Annotated in this window: 11 protein-coding genes; 7 read left to right on the top strand and 4 right to left on the bottom strand. The window is 76.3% G+C overall.

Features of this window, described 5'->3' with window-relative positions; translation table 11 throughout:
* Positions 1-364 precede the first annotated feature (364 nt).
* The 4 genes from ACGF1Z_RS28715 to ACGF1Z_RS28730 all read left to right on the top strand — a co-directional run bounded on the left by ACGF1Z_RS28715 (position 365) and on the right by ACGF1Z_RS28730 (position 7618).
* Positions 365-1492, top strand: coding sequence for a glycosyltransferase family 4 protein (locus tag ACGF1Z_RS28715; RefSeq protein WP_393008907.1), 1128 nt, complete (start codon positions 365-367; stop codon positions 1490-1492).
* Positions 1489-2658: a glycosyltransferase gene (locus tag ACGF1Z_RS28720; RefSeq protein ID WP_393008908.1), complete on the top strand. Its 1170-nt coding sequence runs from the start codon at positions 1489-1491 to the stop codon at positions 2656-2658. Before ACGF1Z_RS28715 ends, ACGF1Z_RS28720 begins: the two co-directional genes overlap by 4 nt.
* Before the next feature lie 491 nt (positions 2659-3149).
* Positions 3150-4013, top strand: coding sequence for an SGNH/GDSL hydrolase family protein (locus ACGF1Z_RS28725; RefSeq protein ID WP_393008945.1), 864 nt, complete (start codon positions 3150-3152; stop codon positions 4011-4013).
* Entirely contained in the window at positions 4010-7618 is a 3609-nt protein-coding gene (locus ACGF1Z_RS28730; RefSeq protein WP_393008909.1) for a hydantoinase B/oxoprolinase family protein, read from the top strand. The genes ACGF1Z_RS28725 and ACGF1Z_RS28730 overlap by 4 nt, the downstream gene beginning before the upstream one ends.
* Positions 7619-7903: 285 nt before the next feature.
* Here the strand turns inward: ACGF1Z_RS28730 and ACGF1Z_RS28735 are convergent, their stop codons facing one another.
* From ACGF1Z_RS28735 to ACGF1Z_RS28750, 4 genes are all read right to left on the bottom strand, one after another.
* A complete protein-coding gene (locus ACGF1Z_RS28735) occupies positions 7904-8767 on the bottom strand; it encodes a biotin-dependent carboxyltransferase family protein (RefSeq protein WP_393008910.1) in 864 nt (287 codons plus the stop codon).
* The gene (locus tag ACGF1Z_RS28740) at positions 8764-9390 is read right to left on the bottom strand and encodes an allophanate hydrolase subunit 1 (protein WP_393008911.1); all 627 of its coding nucleotides are present in this window, start codon (positions 9388-9390) and stop codon (positions 8764-8766) included. The genes ACGF1Z_RS28735 and ACGF1Z_RS28740 overlap by 4 nt, the downstream gene beginning before the upstream one ends.
* Positions 9387-10166 carry a LamB/YcsF family protein gene (locus tag ACGF1Z_RS28745; RefSeq protein ID WP_393008912.1) on the bottom strand — a complete coding sequence of 260 codons (780 nt, stop codon included), beginning with the start codon at positions 10164-10166 and terminating at the stop codon, positions 9387-9389. The genes ACGF1Z_RS28740 and ACGF1Z_RS28745 overlap by 4 nt, the downstream gene beginning before the upstream one ends.
* A 98-nt stretch (positions 10167-10264) precedes the next feature.
* Complete coding sequence (locus ACGF1Z_RS28750) at positions 10265-11545, bottom strand: MFS transporter (RefSeq protein ID WP_393008913.1); 1281 nt, start codon at positions 11543-11545, stop codon at positions 10265-10267.
* Positions 11546-11719: 174 nt separating this feature from the next.
* Between ACGF1Z_RS28750 and ACGF1Z_RS28755 the strand changes: the two genes are divergently transcribed.
* The 3 genes from ACGF1Z_RS28755 to ACGF1Z_RS28765 all read left to right on the top strand — a co-directional run bounded on the left by ACGF1Z_RS28755 (position 11720) and on the right by ACGF1Z_RS28765 (position 16095).
* Positions 11720-12415: a GntR family transcriptional regulator gene (locus ACGF1Z_RS28755; protein ID WP_393008914.1), complete on the top strand. Its 696-nt coding sequence runs from the start codon at positions 11720-11722 to the stop codon at positions 12413-12415.
* Positions 12416-12779: 364 nt separating this feature from the next.
* Positions 12780-14306: a hypothetical protein gene (locus ACGF1Z_RS28760; RefSeq protein WP_393008915.1), complete on the top strand. Its 1527-nt coding sequence runs from the start codon at positions 12780-12782 to the stop codon at positions 14304-14306.
* 892 nt (positions 14307-15198) lie between these two features.
* Entirely contained in the window at positions 15199-16095 is an 897-nt protein-coding gene (locus ACGF1Z_RS28765) for a hypothetical protein (RefSeq protein ID WP_393008916.1), read from the top strand.
* Positions 16096-16128: the final 33 nt, after the last annotated feature.

The following is a 16128-nucleotide window of genomic DNA, read 5'->3' on the forward strand; positions in this document are numbered from 1 at the left end:
AGCCCTGGCCCCGGATGGCCCCCGGCCGCGGATGAGCCCTGGCCCCGGATGGCCCCCGGCCCCGGATGAGCCCTGGCCCCAAGGCGGCCCCCGGCCCCGTATGCGACCCGCTTCCGGTTGGCCCGGCTCGGGCCGCTTCCGCGTCCCGGACGGACCGTGTGCCGTCGGCGGGCGCGGCGCCCGTGCGGCGGGCCGTGTTTCCGTTCCCGTTCCCCGGCCGTCGCCCCCCTCCCCACCCGCGCGTCCTCCGGCGGCGGGTTCCCGGGCGTGCCGTGCGGCGCCCGGGGCAACTGCTCATGGGACGTTCCCCGGGCGTCCAGATCCACTTTGACGGGGACACGCCGAATCCGACGACAACACGGGTATGCGTGTCGTCATCGTCACCGAGTCCTTCCCGCCCGACGTCAACGGTGTGGCGCACTGCGCCCTGCAGACCGCCCGCCACCTCGTCCGCCGCGGCCACGACCCCCTCGTCGTGGCCCCCGCGGTCCCCACAGCCGCCCCGGGCCCGGACGCCGACGCGCCCTGCCCCGTCGTCCGCGTCCCCTCGCTGCCGCTCCCTGGCTACCCGCAGGTGCGGGTCGCGCTGCCCAGCCGGCGGGTCACCGCCGCCATCGCCGCGCACCGTGCCGACATCGTCCACCTGGCGAGCCCCTTCGTGCTGGGCGTGCGGGGCATGACCGCCGCCTCCCGCCTCGGGCTGCCGGCCGTCGCCGTCTACCAGACCGACCTCGCCGGATACGCCCGCACCTACCTCAACGCCGGCGAGGCCACCGCCTGGCGCCGGCTGCGCGCCGTGCACGGAGCCGCCGACCGCACCCTCGCTCCGTCCACCGCCGCCGTGAGCGACCTGGAGGCCCACGGCATCGGGCGCGTACGGCTCTGGCGGCGCGGCGTCGACACCGAACGCTTCCGCCCCGAGCTCCGCGACGGACGGCTGCGCCGCGAACTCGCCCCCGACGGCGAGACGATCGTCGGCTACGTGGGCCGGCTGGCGCCCGAGAAGCGCGTCGACCTGCTGGCCCCCGCCTGCCGGCTGCCCGGCGTCCGGGTCGTGGTCGTCGGCGACGGGCCCAGCGAGCCGGGCCTGCGCGACGCGCTGCCCGGCGCCGTCTTCCTGGGCCGCCGCACCGGGACCGACCTCGCCCGGATCTTCGCCTCGCTCGACGTGTTCGCCCACACAGGGCCGTACGAGACCTTCTGCCAGACCGTGCAGGAGGCCATGGCGAGCGGCGTCCCGGTCGTCGCGCCCGCCGCCGGCGGCCCCCTCGACCTGGTCGCGCACCGCCGCACCGGGCTCCTCGTCCCGGCCGGGGACCCGGGTGCCCTGCGGGACGCGGTCGCCGCCCTGGCGGCCGCGCCCGCGCTGCGCGCCGCCTACGGCGCGGCGGGCCGGGCGGCCGTCGAACGCCGCACCTGGGAAGCCGTCGGCGACGAACTGATCGGGCACTATCTGGAGGTGCTGCGCGAGCGGACGGCGGTGGCCGCGTGACCGGCACCGAAGGCCCCCTGCGCATCGTCCGGCTGGCGAACTTCGTCACGCCCACCTCCGGCGGCCTGCGCACCGCACTCGACCAGCTCGGCCGCGGCTACCGCGCCGCCGGCCACGAGCCGGTCCTCGTCGTCCCGGGCGACGTCGCGAGCGACCGGCAGACCGAACAGGGCCGGGTGATCACCCTGCCCGGACCCGAACTCCCCGGCACCGGGGGCTATCGCGTCCTCACCGACCGGCCCGGTCTGCGCCGGCTCCTGGAGGAGCTCGCCCCGGACCGCCTGGAGGTCTCCGACCGCACCACGCTGCGCTGGACGGGGGAGTGGGCGCGCCGCGCCCGGGTGCCGTCCGTGATGGTCTCCCACGAGACCGCCGACGGGGTGCTCCGCACCTGGGGCGTGCCGGGCGCGCTGGCGGAGCGGGCCGCCGACCGGCTCAACCGCCGTACCGCATGGGCCTATTCGAGGGTCGTCTGCACCACGGAGTGGGCCGAGCGGGAGTTCGTACGGATCGGGGCGCGCAATGTCGTACGGGCTCCGCTGGGCGTCGACCTGAGCCGCTGCCGACCCGGGCGGCGCAGCGCCGCGGTGCGGGCCCGCCACGCGGACGGCGAGCCGGTGCTGCTCGTGCTGTGCTCGCGGCTCTCCGTCGAGAAGCGGCCCGGCACCGCCCTCGACGCCCTCGCGGTACTGCGCGCCCAGGGCGTGCGGGCCGCCCTCGTCGTCGCCGGCGACGGGCCGCTGCGCGGCGCCCTGGAGCGCCGCGCGCGGGACCAGCGGCTCCCGGTGCGGTTCCTCGGCCACCTGGCCGACCGCGAGGCCCTCGCCGATCTCCAGGCGGCGGCCGATGTGTGCCTGGCCCCGGGACCCGCCGAGACCTTCGGGCTCGCCGCCCTCGAGGCGCTCGCCTGCGGCACCCCCGTCGTGTGCAGCGCCTCCTCCGCCCTTCCCGAGGTCGTCGCGGACGCGGGGGTCGTCGCCGCCGACGACCCCGCCTGCTTCGCCGGCGCCGTCCGCACCCTGGTCGGCCGGGAGGAGGGACGGCGCCGCGCGGCCGCCCGCGCCCGCGCCGAGCTCTTCTCCTGGCAGCGCGCGACCGCCGCCTTCCTCGCGGCCCACGACACGACGTCCCCCGCCGTGAGAACGCCCCAGGAGACGCTCCGATGACGCCCGCCCCCGCCGTACCCGCGGCGCCCGTCCCGTCCGCCGTCGCCCCCGCGCACCCCGCCGTCACCCCTGCGGACCCCGCCGTCACCGCCGCGGGCCCCGCCGTCACCCCTGCGGACCCCGCCGTCACCGCCGCGGGCCCCGCCGTCACCCCTGCGGACCCCGCCGTCACCGCCGCGGACCCCGCCGTCACCCCCGCGGGCCCCTCAGCCACTCCCGCCGACCCCACGTCCCCCGTACTTCCCACGTCCCTCACCGTCACCGTCACCGTCTCCGCCCCCGTTCCCGCTCGTGCCCCGGCGGTCGCTCCGGTGCCGGCCACCGCCCCGGCCTCCTCCCCGGCCTCCGCCCAGGCCTCCTCCCGGACCCTCGCGCCCGCGCCCGCCGCCGCGTCCGTCGCGCCCGCGACGGCCCCCTCCGCAGCCCCCGCCCCCGCCGGCGGGCCGCGCGCCGCGGTGGTGCGCGGTGGCTCCGTTCTCGCCGGCGTCTCCGTGCCGCCGGCCCGTCCGACCGGGCCGCCGTCCGTCACGCGGTTCGTCGTGCTCGGCGACTCGCTCAGCGAGGGCGTCGGGGACCGCGTAGGGGAGGAATGGCGGGGCTGGGCCGCGCTGCTGGCCGAGGGGCTGCGGCCCGGCGGTGCGGGTGTCGCCTTCACCAATCTGGCCGTCAGCGGGGCGCAGAGCCGGGACGTGGCCGGGACCCAGCTGTCCCAGGCGCTGGCGCTGCGGCCCCAGCTCGCCTCCGTCGTCGTCGGCGTCAACGACACCCTGCGGCGCACCTTCGACATCGGGCGGTTCGCCCGCCGCCTCGACCGGGTGTGCGCCGAGCTCGCCGGGGCCGGGGCCGTGCTGCTCACCGCCTGCCTGCCCGACCCCGGGACCATGCTCGGCCTGCCCGCACCCCTCGCACGGCCGCTGGCCCGGCGGCAGCGGGCCGTCAACGCCGTCGTGCACGCGCTCTCCGCCCGCCACGGCGCCGTCCACCTCCACCTCGACGCCCCGGCCTGGACCGACGACCGTTCGCTCTGGAGCGCCGACCGCCTGCACCCGGGCGAACGCGGCCACCGCGCCGTCGCGGGCGCCTTCCACCGGCTGCTCCTCGACCGGGGACTCGCCCACGGCACGCCCCCGTCGCCCGAACCCGAGCAGCCCCCGCCGACCCGCTCCGACGCCGTGCTCTGGCTCGCCACCGCCGGGACCGCCTGGGTGGTGCGCCGCTGCGGCGACCTGCTGCCCCAGCTGCTCCTGCTCGCCGGCGCCGAGGTCCGCCATGCCGCCACCGGGACGAGCGCCCGCCTCGACGCACGCGCCGAACACGCCCTCACCCGCGCCCTCGCGGCCACAATGAGGGAATGACCGGACGCTGGGAGTTCTGGATCGACCGGGGCGGCACCTTCACGGACATCGTGGGCCGGCGCCCCGACGGCCGGCTCGTCACCCGCAAACTGCTCTCGCACGACCCCGCCCGCCCCCACGACGCCGCCGTCGCCGGCATCCGGCTCCTCCTGGGCCTCGGCCCCGGCGAACCCGTCCCCGCCGACCGGATCGCCGCCGTCAAGATGGGCACCACCGTCGCCACCAACGCCCTCCTCGAACGGCGCGGCGAACCCACCGTCCTGCTGATCACCACCGGCTTCCGCGACGCCCTGCGGATCGCCTACCAGAACCGGCCGCGCATCTTCGACCGGCACATCGTGCTCCCCGAGTCCGTCTACGCGCGGGTGATCGAGGTCCCCGAGCGGGTCGACGCCCACGGCGAGGTCCTCACCCCGCTCAACGAGGACGCCGTCGCCGACGCCCTGGCCGCCGCGCACCGCGAGGGTCTCCGTTCCGCCGCCGTGGTGCTCCTCCACGGCTACCGCCACCCCGCCCACGAGTCCCGTGTCGCCGAGCTCGCACGGGCCGCGGGCTTCACCCAGGTGAGCTGTTCCCACGAGGTCAGCCCGCTGATCAAGCTCGTGCCCCGGGGCGACACCACCGTCGTGGACGCCTACCTGTCGCCCATCCTGCGCCGCTACGTCGACGGGGTCGCCCGCGAACTCGCCGGAATCCGCCTCATGTTCATGCAGTCCAACGGCGGCCTGCGCGAGGCCGCCCACTTCCGCGGCAAGGACGCCGTGCTGTCCGGCCCCGCGGGCGGGGTCGTCGGCATGGCCCGCACTTCGGAACAGGCCGGACACGACCGGGTCGTCGGCTTCGACATGGGCGGCACCTCCACCGACGTGTCGCACTACGCGGGCGAGTTCGAGCGCGAGCTCGGCACCCAGGTCGCCGGGGTCCGGATGCGCGCGCCCATGATGAACATCCACACGGTCGCCGCGGGCGGCGGCTCGGTCCTCCACTACGACGGGCAGCGCTTTCGCGTCGGTCCCGACTCCGCCGGCGCCGTCCCCGGCCCCGCCTGCTACCGCCGCGGCGGCCCGCTGACCGTCACCGACGCCAACGTGATGCTCGGGCGGATCCAGCCGGACCACTTCCCCGCCGTGTTCGGCGAGCACGGCGACCAGCCCCTCGACGCCGACGTCGTCCGCGAACGGTTCACCGCCCTCGCCGCGGAGACCGGCGACGGCCGCACCCCCGAGCAGGTCGCCGCCGGCTTCCTGGAGATCGCCGTCCTCAACATGGCGAACGCGGTCAAGAAGATCTCCGTCCAGCGCGGCCACGACGTCACCCGCTACGCCCTCACCTGCTTCGGCGGCGCCGGCGGCCAGCACGCCTGCGCCGTCGCCGACGCCCTCGGCATCGACACCGTCCTCGTGCCGCCGCTGGCCGGCGTCCTCTCCGCGTACGGCATCGGCCTGGCCGACGCCACCGCCATGCGCGAGCAGTCGGTCGAAGCGCCCCTCGACGCCCCGGGCGCCGGCGCGCGCGTCACCGGGCTCTGCGACGAGCTGGCCGGGCGCACCCGCGACGAACTGCGCGCCGACGGACTGCCCGACGACGCGATCAGCACCCACGCGCGCGTGCTGCTGCGGTACGCCGGTACCGACGCGAGCCTCCCGGTGCCGCTCGCCGCCCCGGACGAGATGAGGACCGCGTTCACCGCCGCCCACCGGACGCGCTACGGCTTCACCATGGACGCGCCCCTCGTCGTCGAGGCCGTCTCCGTCGAGGCCGTCGGCACCGCGGGCGCGCACGGCCCCGTCGTGGTCCCCCAGGGCGAACGGGACGGCGACCTCGTGCCCCGGGCCACCGTCACCACGTACAGCGGGGGAGAGCCCGCCCCGACCCCGCTCCACCGCCGCGAGGACCTGCGCCCCGGGGACACCGTCACCGGCCCCGCCGTCCTCGCCGAGACCGACGCCACCACCGTCGTCGACCCCGGCTGGGCCGCCACCGCCACCGAGGAGGGGCACCTCCTCCTGCGCCGGATCACCCCCCGTCCCGCGCGCACGGCCGCCGGCACCGACGTGGACCCCGTCCTCCTGGAGGTCTTCAACAACCTCTTCATGGCGATCGCCGAGCAGATGGGCGTGCGCCTGGAGAACACCGCCCACTCCGTCAACATCAGGGAGCGGCTCGACTTCTCCTGCGCCCTCTTCGACCCCGAGGGCAACCTCATCGCCAACGCCCCCCACATCCCCGTCCACCTCGGCTCCATGGGCGAGTCCATCAAGGAGGTCCTGCGCCGCAACGAGGGCGAGCTGCGTCCCGGTGACGTGTACGCCATCAACGACCCGTACCACGGCGGAACCCACCTGCCCGACGTCACCGTCGTCACCCCCGTCTTCGACGACACCGGCACCGAGCTGCGCTTCCTCGTCGCCTCGCGCGGCCATCACGCCGAGATCGGCGGCATCACCCCCGGCTCCATGCCCGCCTTCAGCACGACCGTCCACGAGGAGGGCGTCCTGTTCGACAACTGGCTGCTCGTCCGCGACGGCCGGCTCCGCGAGGAGGAGACCCGGGCCCTGCTGACCGGAGCCCCGTACCCCTCGCGCGACCCCGACACCAATCTCGCGGACCTGCGGGCCCAGATCGCCGCCAACGAGAAGGGAATCGAGGAACTCCGCAGGACCGTCGCCCAGTTCGGCCTGGACGTCGTCCACGCCTACATGCGGCATGTCCGCGCCAACGCCGAGGAGTCCGTGCGCCGTATCGTGGCCAGGCTGCGGGACGGCTCGTACCGCTACGAGACGGACGGCGGCGCCGTCGTCCAGGTGACCGTCCGCGTCGACCGCGAACAGCGCTCCGCCGTCCTCGACTTCACCGGCACCTCGCCCCAGCAGCCCGGCAACACCAACGCGCCGACCTCCGTCGTCATGGCCGCCGTCCTCTACGTCTTCCGCACCCTCGTCGAGGACGACATCCCCCTCAACAGCGGCTGCCTGGAGCCGCTCGACGTGCGCGTCCCGCCCGGTTCGATGCTTGCCCCGAGCTACCCGGCCGCCACCGTCGCCGGAAACGTGGAGACGTCCCAGGCCGTCACCGGCGCCCTCTACGCGGCTCTCGGCGTCCAGGCCGAGGGCTCCGGCACCATGAACAACGTCACCTTCGGCAACGACCGCGTGCAGTACTACGAGACCGTCGCCAGCGGTTCCGGCGCCGGGGAGGGCTTCGCCGGCGCCGACGCCGTGCAGACCCACATGACCAACTCCCGGCTCACCGACCCCGAGATCCTGGAGTGGCGCCACCCGGTCCGCATCGACTCCTTCGCCGTCCGCGAGGGCAGCGGGGGCCGCGGCCGCTGGCCCGGCGGCGGCGGGGTCGAACGCCGCATCCGCTTCCTGGAGCCGATGACCGTCGCCCTGCTCACCGGGCACCGCCGCGTCCCGCCGTACGGCATGGCGGGCGGCACCCCCGGCGCGCTCGGAGCCAACGCCGTCGAGCGTGCGGACGGCACCGTCGAGGAGCTGGCGGGCGTCGACACCACCGACGTCGGCCCCGGCGACGTCCTGGTCGTCCGCACGCCCGGCGGCGGGGGGTACGGGCCGCCGCCCGCGGAGGCCGCCGGCCGGTGACGCGTCCGGCCCCCTCCTCGACCGTCCGACCCCGGTGACCTGCGATTCCGGCGGCAGAAGCGCGGCGCCCGGTCACCGGCCCGACCACCACGCGGCCCGCGACGGTGCCCACTGCGACCGGCACCCTCACCACGGCCGCCGCCCCGGGCCTCGCCGCGGCCGGCGGCGCCCAGGCGCCACCGGCAGCCTCCGGTACGGCGGCGTCGGCCGCCGGTTCACCGCCGGTCGCGACCGCCTACGGAGCACCTCCACGGAGCACCTCCCCGGAGCCGCTCCACGGAGCACTCAGGCGTACGGCACGAAGCGCACCACGGTCCCCGGCACCGCCTGCGCCGCGGCCGCCAGGTCCGCCTCCCGCACGACGGCCACCACCGGATAGCCGCCGGTGGTCGGATGGTCCGCGAGGAAGACCACCGGCCGCCCGTCCGGCGGCACCTGCACCGAGCCCAGGACCATGCCCTCGCTCGGCAGTTCACCGCCGACCGCCCGCTCCAGGGCCGGTCCCTCGGTGCGCAGCCCGATGCGGTTCGTCGCCGTGGACACCCGCCACGCGCGCGTGGCGAGCGCCCGCAGCGCGCCGGGGGTGAACCAGTCGTCGCGCGGCCCGAGCCGGACCCGCAGGACGAGTTCGTCCGGCGGGCCCGGCCAGGCGGGAGCGCCGACCGACCCCCGTACGGCCGCGGCCGCTCCCAGCGGCAGCACCGCCCCGTCCGCCAGCGGCGCCGGGCCGAGCCCGGACAGCAGGTCGGTGGAGCGGCTGCCGAGCACCGGGTCGACGGCGACGCCGCCCGCGAACCCCACGTACGAGCGCAGCCCGCGCACCGCGGCGCCCACGTCGAGGAGCTGCCCGGGCCCGACCCGTACGGGCGTGCCCCAGGCGGCGGCCCGGCCGTCGACCCGGACCGGGCACGGCGCCCCGCCCACGACGACCGTCACCGCGCACCGCGGGCGGACCGCGCAGCCGGTGAGGGTGGTCTCCAGGACGGCGGCGCCCTCGGGGTTGCCGAGCAGCCGGTTGACGAGCCGTACCGCGCCCGGGTCGAGAGCTCCCGAGCGGGGCACCCCCAGATGCGCGTGCCCCGGCCGCCCGAGGTCCTGCACGGTGGTCAGTGCCCCGGCGCGGACCACGGCGACGGCACGGTCGGTCACCGGCCCACCGCCGTGAAACGCACCCGGGTGCCGGGGGAGAGCAGCGCGGCGGGCTCCCGGGCGGTGTCCCAGAGCACCGCCCCGGTCCGTCCGACCAGCTGCCAACCGCCCGGCGAGGAGCGTGGGTACACGCCGGTGTAGGGCCCCGCGAGCGCGACGGACCCGGCCGGCACCGCGGTCCGCGGAGTGTCCCTGCGCGGCACCTCATGGCGCGGCCCGAGACCGGTGAGATAGCCGAATCCCGGTGCGAAGCCGCAGAAGGCGACCCGGAACTCGGTCTCCGTGTGGATCCGCACCGCCGCCTCGACCGACACGTCCCACAGGGCGGCGACCTCGGCCAGATCGGGCCCGTCGTAGCGCACCGGCACGGTCACCGACGCCGCCACGCGCGCGTGGAGCGCGGGAACGTCCCAGGAGCGCAGCTCGGCCGCCAGCCGGTCCGGCGCGGCCACGCCGTCCAGGAGCACGGTCCGGGCCGCGGGCACGATCTCCCGCACGGCCGGCAGCGTGCCCCGGGCGCGGCGGCGCAGCAGCTCGGCATGGAAGGCCTCCGTGGCCTCGCCGCTCACCAGCTCGACGAGCAGCCCGCGTTCCCCCACCCGGACCACCTTGCGCGCCCTCATGCGAAGGCCTCGACCCGGACCCCGGCCGACTCCAGCGCGGCGCGCACCCGCCGGGCCAGGTCCACGGCGCCGGGCGTGTCGCCGTGCAGGCACAGCGACCCGGCCCGTACGGGGACCCGGCGCCCGCAGTGGGCGGCGACCACCCCGAGCCGGGCCAGGGACACCGAGCGCTCCACGACCTCGGCCGGCTCGGTCACGACGGCGCCCTCCTGCCCCCGTGGCAGCAGGGTGCCGTCGGCCCGGTAGGCGCGGTCGCCGAACGCCTCGCCGACGACGGGCAGTCCGGCCTTCCGCGCGGCCTCGTGCAGCCGCGAGCCGGGCAGTCCCAGCACCGGCAGCCCCGGCCCCGTGCCGCCCGCCGAGGCGAGGAGCACCCCGTCCACGACCGCCGCCGCCTGCTCCTCGTCGCGCACCACGCGGTTGTACAGCGCGCCGTGCGGCTTCACGTACGCCACGCGCGCGCCGGCCGCCCGGGCGAACACCTCCAGCGCGCCGATCTGGTAGGCGACCTCCGCCGCCAGCTCGGCCGGCGGCACGTCCATGGCGCGCCGGCCGAAGCCGGCCAGGTCGCGGTAGGATACCTGGGCCCCGATCCGTACCCCGCGCTCCGCCGCCAGCTCGCAGACGCGCCGCATGGTCGCTGCGTCCCCCGCGTGGAAGCCGCAGGCCACATTGGCGCTGGTGACGACGGAGAGCAGTTGCTCGTCGTCGGTCAGCGTCCAGCGGCCGAAGCCCTCGCCGAGGTCGGCGTTGAGGTCGATGGCGACCGTGGGCATGAGAGGTTTCCTTCCGTCGTGCGCGAGAGAGTCCGGTTCCGGTCGGTCCGGGGCGCGGTGTTCCGCGCAGGGAGCGGGGGCCGGTTCGGTCGCGCGCCTCATACGAGCTCCCTCCCGCGGGTCTCCGGCAGGCCCAGCAGGGCGAGGACGGCGAGTCCGTAGCCGACCGCGCCGAAGACCAGCGCTCCGCCCACGCCCCAGCTGTCGGAGAGGAAGCCGACCAGGGTCGGGAAGAGCGCGCCGACCGCGCGCCCGGTGTTGTAGGTGAGGCCCTGGCCGGTGCCGCGGACCGGTGTCGGATAGAGCTCGGCGAGGAACGAGCCGAAGCCGCTGAAGATGGCCGACATGCAGAAGCCGAGCGGGAAGCCGAGGACGAGGAGCAGGGTGTTCGCCCCGTCCGGGATGCGGGTGTAGACGAGGACGGCGACGGCGGACAGCACCGCGAAGAGGGCGATGTTCTTCTTCCGGCCGAGCCGGTCGGTGAGGTGGCCACCGGTGAGGTAGCCGACGAAGGCCCCGGAGATCAGGAAGGTGAGATAGCCGCCGGTACCGACGACGGTGAGCCCGCGCTCGGTCTTCAGATAGGTGGGCACCCACGTGGCCAGCGTGTAGTAGCCGCCCTGGACGCCGGTCGAGAGCAGCACCGCGAAGAGGGTGGTGCGGAGCAGCGGCCCCTTGAAGACGGCGGTGAAGGAGCCGCGGTCGGCGCTCGCGCGCCGTACCTCCGCGGCCTGGGGGGCGTCCTGGACGTTGCGGCGCACGTAGACGACGAGCAGGGCGGGCAGGGCGCCGGTCCAGAACATGACCCGCCAGGCGGTGTCGGCGTCGACGAACCGGAAGACCAGGGTGTAGACGACCACGGCGAGGGCCCAGCCGGCCGCCCACGCGCTCTGGACGCCGCCGAGGGTCCGGCCGCGGTGCCGGGCGGAGGCGTACTCGGCGACCAGGATCGCGCCGACCGCCCACTCGCCGCCGAAGCCGAGGCCCTGGAGGGCGCGGAACACCATCAGCGTCCCGTAGTCGGGCGCGAAGCCGCACAGGACGGTGAACAGGGCGTACGTGACGACCGTGATCATCAGGGCCCGGACCCGCCCGATCCGGTCGGCGAGGACGCCGGCGAGCGCACCGCCGACCGCGGAGACCACGAGGGTCACGGTGGTCAGAAGACCGGTCTGCCCCTTGTCGAGGCCGAAGTACGCGGCGATGGCCACCATCGACAGCGGCAACGTGAAGAAATCGTACGAGTCAAGGGCATAGCCACCGAAAGCGCCGCCGAACGCGCGCCTGCCGCGTGGCCCGAGGGCGCGCAGCCAGGCGAACGCGCCGGAGTCGTCGGGGTGTTCGCCGAGGGACTGCCGCGGGGTCTGGGTCGTGCTCATCTGCACCTCACAGAGGGGAGGGGAGGGTGCCGGAGAGACGTGCTGACGGGCCGTGCGGTGTCGTTCAATGTAGGGATCGTTCAACAATCCGACAAGCCTCGCGGAGGCTCGTCCTTGTCTCGGCGGGGGTCCTGCGATTGACTCGGCCCCGAACGACGGAGGGAACGAGGCACGATGGACTCGATCGGTGAACTGGCGGACGACCGCGCGCTGCTGGGCCGTACGAGCACGGCGGAACGGGTCGCCGACATCCTGCGCACCCGGATCGCCGAGGGCTTCTTCCCGCCCGGCACCCGCCTGTCCGAGGACGGCATCGGCGGCGCCCTCGGGGTCTCCCGCAACACCCTCCGCGAGGCGTTCCGGCTGCTCACCCACGAGCGGCTGCTCGTCCACCGGCTCAACCGGGGCGTGTTCGTCCGCGTTCTCACGGTCGACGACGTGGCCGATCTCTACCGCACCCGCCGGCTCGTCGAATGCGCCGTGGTCCGGGGCCTCGGCGAGCCGCCGTACCCGGTCGCCGGGCTCGCCGCCGCCGTCGCGGAGGGCGAGCGGGCCGCGCGGGACGAGGACTGGAAGGGCGTCGCCACCGCCAACATCCACTTCCACCGCGAACTCGTCGCCCTGGCCGGCAGCGCCCGCACCGACGAACTCATGCGCGGTGTGCTCGCCGAACTCCGCCTCGCCTTCCACATCGTGGACGACCCGCGCGGCCTCCATGACCCCTATCTCGCGCGAAACCGGGAGATTCTGGACGCCTTGCGGGGAGGCGACCGGGATCGTGCCGAGCACCTCCTCGCCCGCTACCTGGACGACTCCCGCACGCGCATCGGAGAGGCGTACGCGAAGGCGGTCGACGAGCCGGAGCGGTGAGGGGGCCGCGCAGACGGGTCCGGCGGCGGGGGTGGGAGCGCGGACGGGGGGCGTCCCCCGGAGCGGGCCCGTGGCGCCGGAGGCGGGGGCGGCAGTGGAGCCGGCAGTGGAGCCGGAGGCGGGGGCGGCAGGGAGCCGGAGGCGCGGGGCCGGCAGCGGGGCCGGCAGCGGAGCTGGCAGTGGAGCCGGAGGCGCGGGACCGACGGGCTTGTGGAGAGGGGGCGCGCGGCCGAGCCGGGCGGGGTACGTGACCCCGTCGGCGGGGGCGCGCAGCCGAGTCGGCGGGGGCGCACGGGCGCGTGGACCGGGGGTCGTTTAAGCGCCGTTTCGACCGTTGTCTGTGCGAGGACCTACTCTGTGCACCGTGACTTCGCCTGCCTCGACGGACCTCGCTATGCCCCAGCTCAGCGCGGGGCCGCGCCCCGCGCAGGGCCCGGCCGCCGACGAAGGGCTCGCGCGGCGGCTCCGTGCGCTCGCGTGCACCGCCCCGCTGCACGACCTGGACACGCGCAAGGCGAACCTGGCGGGCGAGTACTCGGTCTACGCGATGGCCGAGGTCGCCCTCTCGGCCATCGACCTGGTCACGCTCAACATGGACTTCGACACCGGAGCCGACAGCGAGCAGATAATCGCCCGCCTGCTGCCCCGCGTCGCCGCCCAGGCCCCCGAGCGGCCCGCCGCCGAGCACGAGCGCGTGGCCCGCTGGGTCCTGGAGAACCTGATCAACGTCGGCAGCGTCGACCGGGGCTTCCGCGCCGTCTACGGGACCTTCGGCAGCGACGGCGTCTACACACGTCGCGACTACGACTTCAAGCTCATCGAAGAGGTCCCCGGCTACGGCGGCGGGATCTATCTGCGCACCACCGACGAGGCCGTCAACGTGCTCGTCGGCGCCCTCGACACGGACGTCACCAGCGCCCAGATCGCCGCCGAGGTGAAGCTGGAGGTCCTGATCAACCGGGGCCGCCTCGCCGACGCCCAGCTCGCGGCCGAGCAGGCCCGCTACCGCACCGTGCAGTACGCGGAGACCCTGCGCAAGACCCTGGAGGCGACCCGGCGCAACGTCCGCGCGGTCGACTGGCTCAACGCCGTGCCCGACATGATCGCCGAGGCGCTCGACCACGTGGCCGACCGCTATCGCCACGAGAATGCGATCCTCACCAACATCCGCAAGGCCCGCGACGAGGCCGAGGACCAGGAGCACAAGCGCCGGGCCGCCGAGCTCGTCGACATCGTCAAGGACTGCATCCGGCGGCACACCCAGCTCCAGTCCCGCCTCCTGGAGGCCGGCCCGCTGTTCCGCGCCGAGCAGGACCGCCAGGCCTTCGCCGCCCCCACCGCCTACACGGGCCTCGACCTGTACGGGCAACTGGTCGCCCCGATCCTGCCGCTCCCCGTCGAGCAGGCCACCAAGGTCACCGACGCCTTCTTCGCCCACGGCACGGGACTGCGCACGCCCGCGTCCGTGCGCGTCGGCGACCTCGTCGACCTGCTGCTCACGCCGCCGGTCGAGCGCCAGCACCTGGGCGCCGAGATGCCCGAGCCGGACCTGATCGCCACCCCCGACGACAGCCGCTTCAGCGAGGAGCAGCTGGCGAGCGCCATGGAACTCCTCGACCTGGAGCACGACGCTCCGCGCCGCCTCTCCGGCCTCCTCGCCGACGCCCGTCGCCGCGACCCCGACCTGCCGTACCTGGTGGCGCTCCTCGCCGTCCACGCCGCGAGCCCGCCGGTCGGCACCGCCTACCGCCAGGGCGAGGAGCGTCTCCTCTTCGCGGTCGACGACGGCGCGACCCTCGACGACCCCGAGTTCGGCGGTGCCGACCTCGTCGTCGGTACGGCGCTGCTGGACGCCGTGGGCATGGCCGCCGACCGCACGGAGGGCACGTGAGCGCCCCGCCCACGGCGGACGAGACCTCCGCCGCGGCAGCACCGCGCCCCGACGCCCTGCCCGAGGGCGGTCCGTCGACGCCGACCGGGCCGGCCACGCACGCCGTGCCCGTGCCCCCTGCGGCCGGTCCGCCCGCCGGCCTTCCCGACGTGCCTGCGACGCCGGCCGGGCCGGCCACGGACGCCGTGCCCGCGACCCCGGGGGACGGTCCGCCTGCCGGCCTTCCCGCGTCCCCGGCGGCCGATCCGTACACGGACCGGCCCGCCGTGCCCGCGGCGGTCCGGCCGCACCCCGAGGTGCTCACCGTCCCGGAGCAGGCCGACCCCCACCACGACGCCGTCGCCGTCCCCGTGGCGGCCGAGCCGCGGCCCGGGGCCGTGCCCGCGCCCCGGCCGGCCGGGTCTCCCTCCGGCGTGCCCACTGCGGCACCGGCTGTGTCGGCCTCGGCCACCGCCCGCCCGGCCGGGTCTCCCTCCGGCGTGCCCGCCGCTCCGGCACCGGCCGCGTCCGCCTCGGCCACCACTCGCCCGGCCGTCCCCGCAGCGCCAGCCGCGGCCCCCCTCCCGGCGTCCCTCCCGGCCCCCGCCGCCGCCCCGCGCCCCGCTGCCGAGCGGGCGCCCGGGCCCCGGGTGGCGCACGTGGCCGTGACGCGGCCGCTCGTGGAGGAGCGGGAGGCCGGCTCGGACGGGCCGCGGATGGGGGTGGTGCCGCTGCCCGCCGGACCGCCGGCGGAGCCGGCCCCCCGGCCTTACGTCCGGCCCGTGCCCCTGCCGGGGGTGCAGCGGCGTGCCGTGGACCAGGCGCCCGTGCCGCCGCCCGTCACCGTCACCCCCGTGCGCCTGCCCCTGCCCCGACCCGCGTCACCGAACCGCCGTACCGAGGAGCCCCAGCCGTGAGCGAACACCACGTCGAGCACACCGACGCGTGGAGCGAGCCGGAGGCCCCGCGGACGCCGGCCGTGCCCACCGCCGTGACGCCCGCCGACGCGGCCGACGCCGCCCGGCTCGTCTCCTTCGGGCTCCAGCCCAAGCTGCTGCCCGCCCGCGACGCCGAGTACGCCGAGCTGCTCCGGCGCTACCGCGAGGACCCCGCGTTCGCGCGCCTCGCCGACGCCGTCGCCACCGGCCTCGGTCTCGTCGTCCTGGAGGTCTCCCCGCGCGCCGGCATGGCCGTCACCGCCGGCGAGGACTCCGTTTTCGCCGTCCGGATGGGCGACTACGCCCGCCGCGCCTCCACCGACTCGGCCGACCGCTTCCTGCACGGCCTCGCCCACCTCGCCGTCGCCGCCATGGCCTTCCCGCGCCCCGAGGACCTGGCCGACGACGGCTACATCGGCCGGCTCACGGTCAACGGTGTCGACGCTTTCGTCCGCCAGGCCTGCCGCCGCCTCGAGGAGCGCGCCGAAGAGCAGGGCGAGAACACCGACCCGGCGACCGACGCCCCCGGGCTGGAGGCCGCCTGGCGGATCTACGCCCGGCGCAGCGCCACCGGCGCCACCAAGGACGCCCGCCGACTCGCCGGCTCCACCACCGGCATCGTCGGCAAGGCCGTGGCCTTCCTCACCGACTCCGGCTTCCTCCAGCGCACCGGCGACGAGTCCGGCGGCTCCTACCGCACCACGGCCCGCTACCAGCTCCAGGTCCGGGACATGGCCGGCAGCGCCGCCCTGACGGAGCTCCTCGAACTGGGCGTGGTGCCCGTCAGCGACGGCTCCGCGACGCTCCTGCCGCCGCCCGAGGGCGACGACCTGGAGATCGCCGCCGACGCCGGCCTGCCCTTCCACGCCTGATCACGTCCACGCCTGGGCACCCGCCCGATCCAC

Source organism: Streptomyces sp. NPDC048018 (assembly GCF_043202995.1).
Taxonomy (GTDB): Bacteria; Actinomycetota; Actinomycetes; order Streptomycetales; family Streptomycetaceae; genus Streptomyces.

What these genes read in the sequence shown, in the direction of transcription:
- ACGF1Z_RS28715 (WP_393008907.1), top strand. Translation starts at nt 365, where the DNA reads ATGCGTGTCGTCATCGTCACCGAGTCCTTCCCGCCCGACGTCAACGGT.
- ACGF1Z_RS28730 (WP_393008909.1), top strand. Translation starts at nt 4,010, where the DNA reads ATGACCGGACGCTGGGAGTTCTGGATCGACCGGGGCGGCACCTTCACG.
- ACGF1Z_RS28740 (WP_393008911.1), bottom strand. Translation starts at nt 9,390, where the DNA reads ATGAGGGCGCGCAAGGTGGTCCGGGTGGGGGAACGCGGGCTGCTCGTC.
- ACGF1Z_RS28745 (WP_393008912.1), bottom strand. Translation starts at nt 10,166, where the DNA reads ATGCCCACGGTCGCCATCGACCTCAACGCCGACCTCGGCGAGGGCTTC.
- ACGF1Z_RS28750 (WP_393008913.1), bottom strand. Translation starts at nt 11,545, where the DNA reads ATGAGCACGACCCAGACCCCGCGGCAGTCCCTCGGCGAACACCCCGAC.
- ACGF1Z_RS28755 (WP_393008914.1), top strand. Translation starts at nt 11,720, where the DNA reads ATGGACTCGATCGGTGAACTGGCGGACGACCGCGCGCTGCTGGGCCGT.